3 protein-coding genes are annotated in these 4,696 nt (G+C 30.7%); 1 reads left to right on the forward strand and 2 read right to left on the reverse strand.

Annotation, left to right across the window (positions count from 1 at the left end; translation table 11 throughout):
* Window positions 1–47: 47 nt before the first annotated feature.
* A complete protein-coding gene (locus AC3DU7_RS17115; protein ID WP_488040528.1) occupies window positions 48–3,908 on the forward strand; it encodes an NACHT domain-containing protein in 3,861 nt (1,286 codons plus the stop codon).
* A 183-nt stretch (window positions 3,909–4,091) separates the two neighbouring features.
* Here AC3DU7_RS17115 and AC3DU7_RS17120 read toward each other — a convergent pair whose 3' ends face one another.
* Window positions 4,092–4,364: a type II toxin-antitoxin system RelE/ParE family toxin gene (locus tag AC3DU7_RS17120; RefSeq protein ID WP_488040529.1), complete on the reverse strand. Its 273-nt coding sequence runs from the start codon at window positions 4,362–4,364 to the stop codon at window positions 4,092–4,094.
* The gene (locus AC3DU7_RS17125; RefSeq protein WP_488040530.1) at window positions 4,364–4,621 is read right to left on the reverse strand and encodes a hypothetical protein; all 258 of its coding nucleotides are present in this window, start codon (window positions 4,619–4,621) and stop codon (window positions 4,364–4,366) included. The genes AC3DU7_RS17120 and AC3DU7_RS17125 overlap by 1 nt, the downstream gene beginning before the upstream one ends.
* Window positions 4,622–4,696 lie beyond the last annotated feature (75 nt).

Here is a 4,696-nt window from a genome sequence, read left to right on the forward strand (position 1 = left end):
TGACAGAACATAGTACACGCAGTCAAAAAAGCAAAGGTACTAGAGTTTTGACATTCGCTCTTTGGTTTTATAATAAAAAGGCAGAAAATCTAAAAAAATTAGGGTCAGTTTGGGAGGAACAGAAACGCCAAAATCAAAACCAAACTAAAAACCCTAATTATAATAATCAAAAACAACAAATTAATAGAGAATTAGACCCTATTCTGGAAAGAAATATTACAACTTATCTTACTAAATCATTTAGAAAGGATAGATTTGCAGAATTAGATCAGGCAGGTGATTCAGGAAGAGATGAAGAAGGTACTTATCTCCAAAGAGTATTTATCGATCTTTTTCTTAAACCGTGGGATAAAGTAACTACTGAAGTTAAGAAAATATTCACAGGTGAAGATGATTTATTTAGAGACAAAAATCATGTTCCAGCTATGGAATATTTCACAAAAGAAGAAAAAAAGTACAATAAGGTTGTAATTATTGGCGGTCCTGGTCAAGGTAAATCTACTTTAGGGCAACAACTAGGTCAAGTACATAGAGCGAAATATCTAAATACAGAATATGAATTTACCGAAAATATAAAAGTTAAACGCATTCCCTTTCGAGTAGTCTTAAAATATTTTGCTCAATGGTTATCAGATAGAAATAGAAATGAATCTTCTAGTTTAGAAAATTACCTAGCTACAGAAATGGGTAATATCACAAATAGACTAGAAGAAATATCTGCTGCTACGATACAAGATATTTTTGAAAAGAAAGAATGCCTCTTAATTTTAGATGGATTAGATGAAGTTTCAGATGCTCGTTTACAACAGCGAATGGTCGAAGAAATTTCTACTTTTTTAGACTGGGCAGAAAATATAAAAGTTGATTTAAAAGTAGTAGTGACTTCTCGTCCTAATATGTATAAACAACAGTTCAATCCTGAAATATTTCCTCATTTAGAATTATTGCCGCTGGAAAAGGAGCAGGTAACAGAATATGCTCAAAAATGGGTAAAAACTAGAGAAATTGCTGATGGAGAACAAACAAGAATACTTGATATTCTCAAAGAATGTGAGGAAGATGAGAGAATTTCTAGATTGTTAACAACTCCCTTGCAAGTAACTATTATCTTGCTGATTATTAAAAATGGCGGCAGACCTCCAGGGGAAAGAGAAACTTTATTTGATGAATACTGGAGAACTATATTAAAGCGAGAAAAAAGTAAGGACAAAGACTTAATTAAGAGTGATGACCAAATTCTGCTTAATGTTCATTCTTATTTGGGTTATTTGTTACATTATCGTGCTGCTTCTAAAACTTCTGATAGTTCTAATATTAATGTTCAGTCTCTTTTACCAGAAGATGAATTTAGAGCAGCAATTGAGGAAGTTTTGCGAAAAAATGACCGATTTTCATCCGATGAAAATATTAATAATAAAGTCGATAAATTTGTGACTGATGCTAAGGATAGATTAGTTTTGATTGTTGAACCACAACCAGGGTTATTTGGTTTTGAACTTAGGTCTTTTCAAGAGTTTTTTGCTGCTGTCTATTTATTCAAAAATGGTGATAGATTTGAAAATTTGAAGGAAAAAATTGCAGCAATTGATTCAGAACATTGGCGATATATTTCTTTATTTTTAGCAGGTAGAATTGTTAGAGAATTAGGAGAAGATTCTGAGAAAATTTTGACACAAGTTTGCCGTCCGTTAGACCGATCTGTGGAAGATAAAAATCAGAATCAAAATCATTTTTTAAGACCTGGTGCTTGGTTTGCCTTAGAAGTAGTAGCAGATGGTTCTCTTAGTAAATCCCAATATCGTAATTTCCAATATGATTTAATTGATTACGGTTTAGAAGTTTTAGATACAGGACTTACAGATGAGCAAATTTCTCAGTTAATTTCTTATACAAAACAGTTATCTCAAGCAGATAAAAACGATCTTTTACGGAGAATTTTAGAAAGTAAATTTAACGGTAAAAATTTTCCAGAGAGTTGCTGGGAAAATGCCTTGCGTATTTATGGCGAATATTTTCCAGCAGAGAATTTTCTCAAAGGAAAAGTAGATGAACTTCTTGAGACTGAAGAAAAGAACTTAATTTTGTCTGCTTTCAAGATTGCTTTATTATATATATCTGACCCTCAATGGGTAGTAGAACGTTTAGAAAATTATTGGTCATACTGGATAGAAAATAAATATATAGTAACTAAATTTTTGTCTAGAGATGATAAAAATGAACTATTAAGGTGTTGGTCACTTTCTAAAAGTCAATCTGAAAAACTTGCAGAGGCAATGATTGAAAATTGGGAATATTATTCAGATCACTCAGAAGAACTAAACTGGGAATTTACACAACCTAAAGAATTAGCATATCAATTGATTTTATTGTTAAAAGTTTTGCAAATGATGCAAATAATAGATAACTATCCTTTGGAGGTAAACATTGAAATCTATGAACTTAATGGTTTATCCCATCAATTTGATATATTAACCGAACCAATTAACACTTCATATACTTCAGATGTTCCTAGTGAAACAATAGATAGCATTACTCGACTATTACAAAATAATGATTTGATTTTACCAGTCAAACTAACGCTTTGGATGTTTTTTTGGTCATTTAATCAACCAGAGAAAGAAAATATAGAGTTATTTGGAAATTTTCTCAAGGATAATCCAACTTTACCAGACTATTTTGATGAATTATTGTCTATTTCAGGTCTAAGAGATTCTTGGCCTCTCTTAACCTTAGCTATCAAAACAAATACTAATCAACAAGATACATTCGCCAATTCTTTAGATTATTTGGATGCTTCTACTCAAATATCTATTGCTGAAGAAATAGACAAAGGAATTAGAGAATTTTTAGATAAAGCTGACGATCGAGAAAAACAACGGTTTATTGTTGCCTTACAAACATCAGTAGGATTAGATGAGTTTTTTCCTCAACTAAAACTAATTTCTACTGCTAGAAAAATAGGAGTTCAACTAGATGAATTAGTAGGAGCATATCTCACATTGGGGTCAATGTATTCAGGACTAAAATATGCTCCAGAGCAGCTACAAAAAATGCTAACTACTATTAAACAAGCAATACAAAACAGAAAAAAGCCATATGACTATTTCGGGCTAAAATATGTATTTGAAGGTATTTGGTCATCTTCTTTAGAAGTTATAGACTATGCACGTCAAATTATTGAATTATTTCTTGAGAAGTATTCTGAATCTTACTCTTTTCCTACTGCTAGTTTAGGGATAGCTTTATTCCTAAAGCTGCTTGAATATGATGCTAGTATTTTAGATTTAGCACCTAATTTGTTTACTAAATTGCCACTAGATAAACTAATCACAGTAGACATATATCAACCACTAGATAATCCAATCAAAGGACGCATAGTAGAGATATATGAATTTTTTATTAAACCTGATGAAGAATATATTTCTAGATTTACATCATTGCTGAATCATAGCAATAAATTAGTTCGTGCTGGTAGTACATTGATTTTCAATGTAATAAGAGATTCACCTTATTTTTCAAGGGAAATAGAAAAAAAATCGTTCTCGGATATCTCTATAGATTTGAGTTTAGCAATGGAGTTTATTTACAAAGAAGATACTAAAGATCGTCTAATCGGTATAACACTTCTATCTTTTTCAGATTATCCTATCAAAGAGAAGCAATATCAAAGTTTGATTTTGAATAATTTACAAAATCCAAAAACAGAAGCAGAAGAAAAAGCTTGGAATAAGTTTCTCAAGGAAATTCCAATGGATTCAGAAAAACATTTTATGTGGCGTACATTACTAGAAGAAATATTGAGAAAACCTGCTGTTTATAGTAGTTCAGTATTAAGAATAGCAATAGAACGATACCTTGAACTTCTTGGTAAGAACGACTTTTATGCCCCAGACCCAATACCATTCTAGAAAATCATACTTTCAACTTATAAAAATTTTGGTATTCCTGCATAAAAGTACCGATAAAATATTTTAACTATTTAGTAGGAATATAATCCCGTTTATATTGATTCATAAAAATATCAATTTTAGTTGTTTATAACAAAATGAATTATATTTTCTAGGTATTACTATCCTCACTAAACAATGTGTCTAAATTACGATAACCACTAACAATCCGAACAATAACAATACCTTCATCATAAGGATAATAAAAGATAATATAATCTCTGATAAAAAACCTCGTAAATTAGGTCTAATTTGTGCATAGGATTTCCCCATATTCGGAAAATTACTAAATAACTTACATTTTTGGCGAATCGCATCAAATAGATTACTAGCTGAACGAGGATTATTTTTAGCAAGATAATCACAAATTTCATTAATATCTTTAATTGCATCCTCAGAAAATTGATACCTTGCCATTAGTCTAATCCATATTCATTCCTTAATCTAGCTTGTAACTGCTCAAAAACTAATTCACCATCAGTCACATTTCCTGCCAAAATTTGCTCAGTTGCACTATCAATTTTTTGACGTAATTCTTCTAATTGACCGTCAACTTCATTATCCTCTTCAGCTAAAATAATAACTTCCACTTTTTGACCTGCTGCAAATGGTAAATCTGATAAAACTAACTGCTGAGGATTATCAATTACTACATATTTTTTGTAAGCATTCATAAATTTTTATCCTAACGTTTACAAAATTATTGCTCAACTACTTTTGACTTTTGACTTCCTAATAACTTCTAACTT

The organism is Okeania sp. (assembly GCF_983059655.1).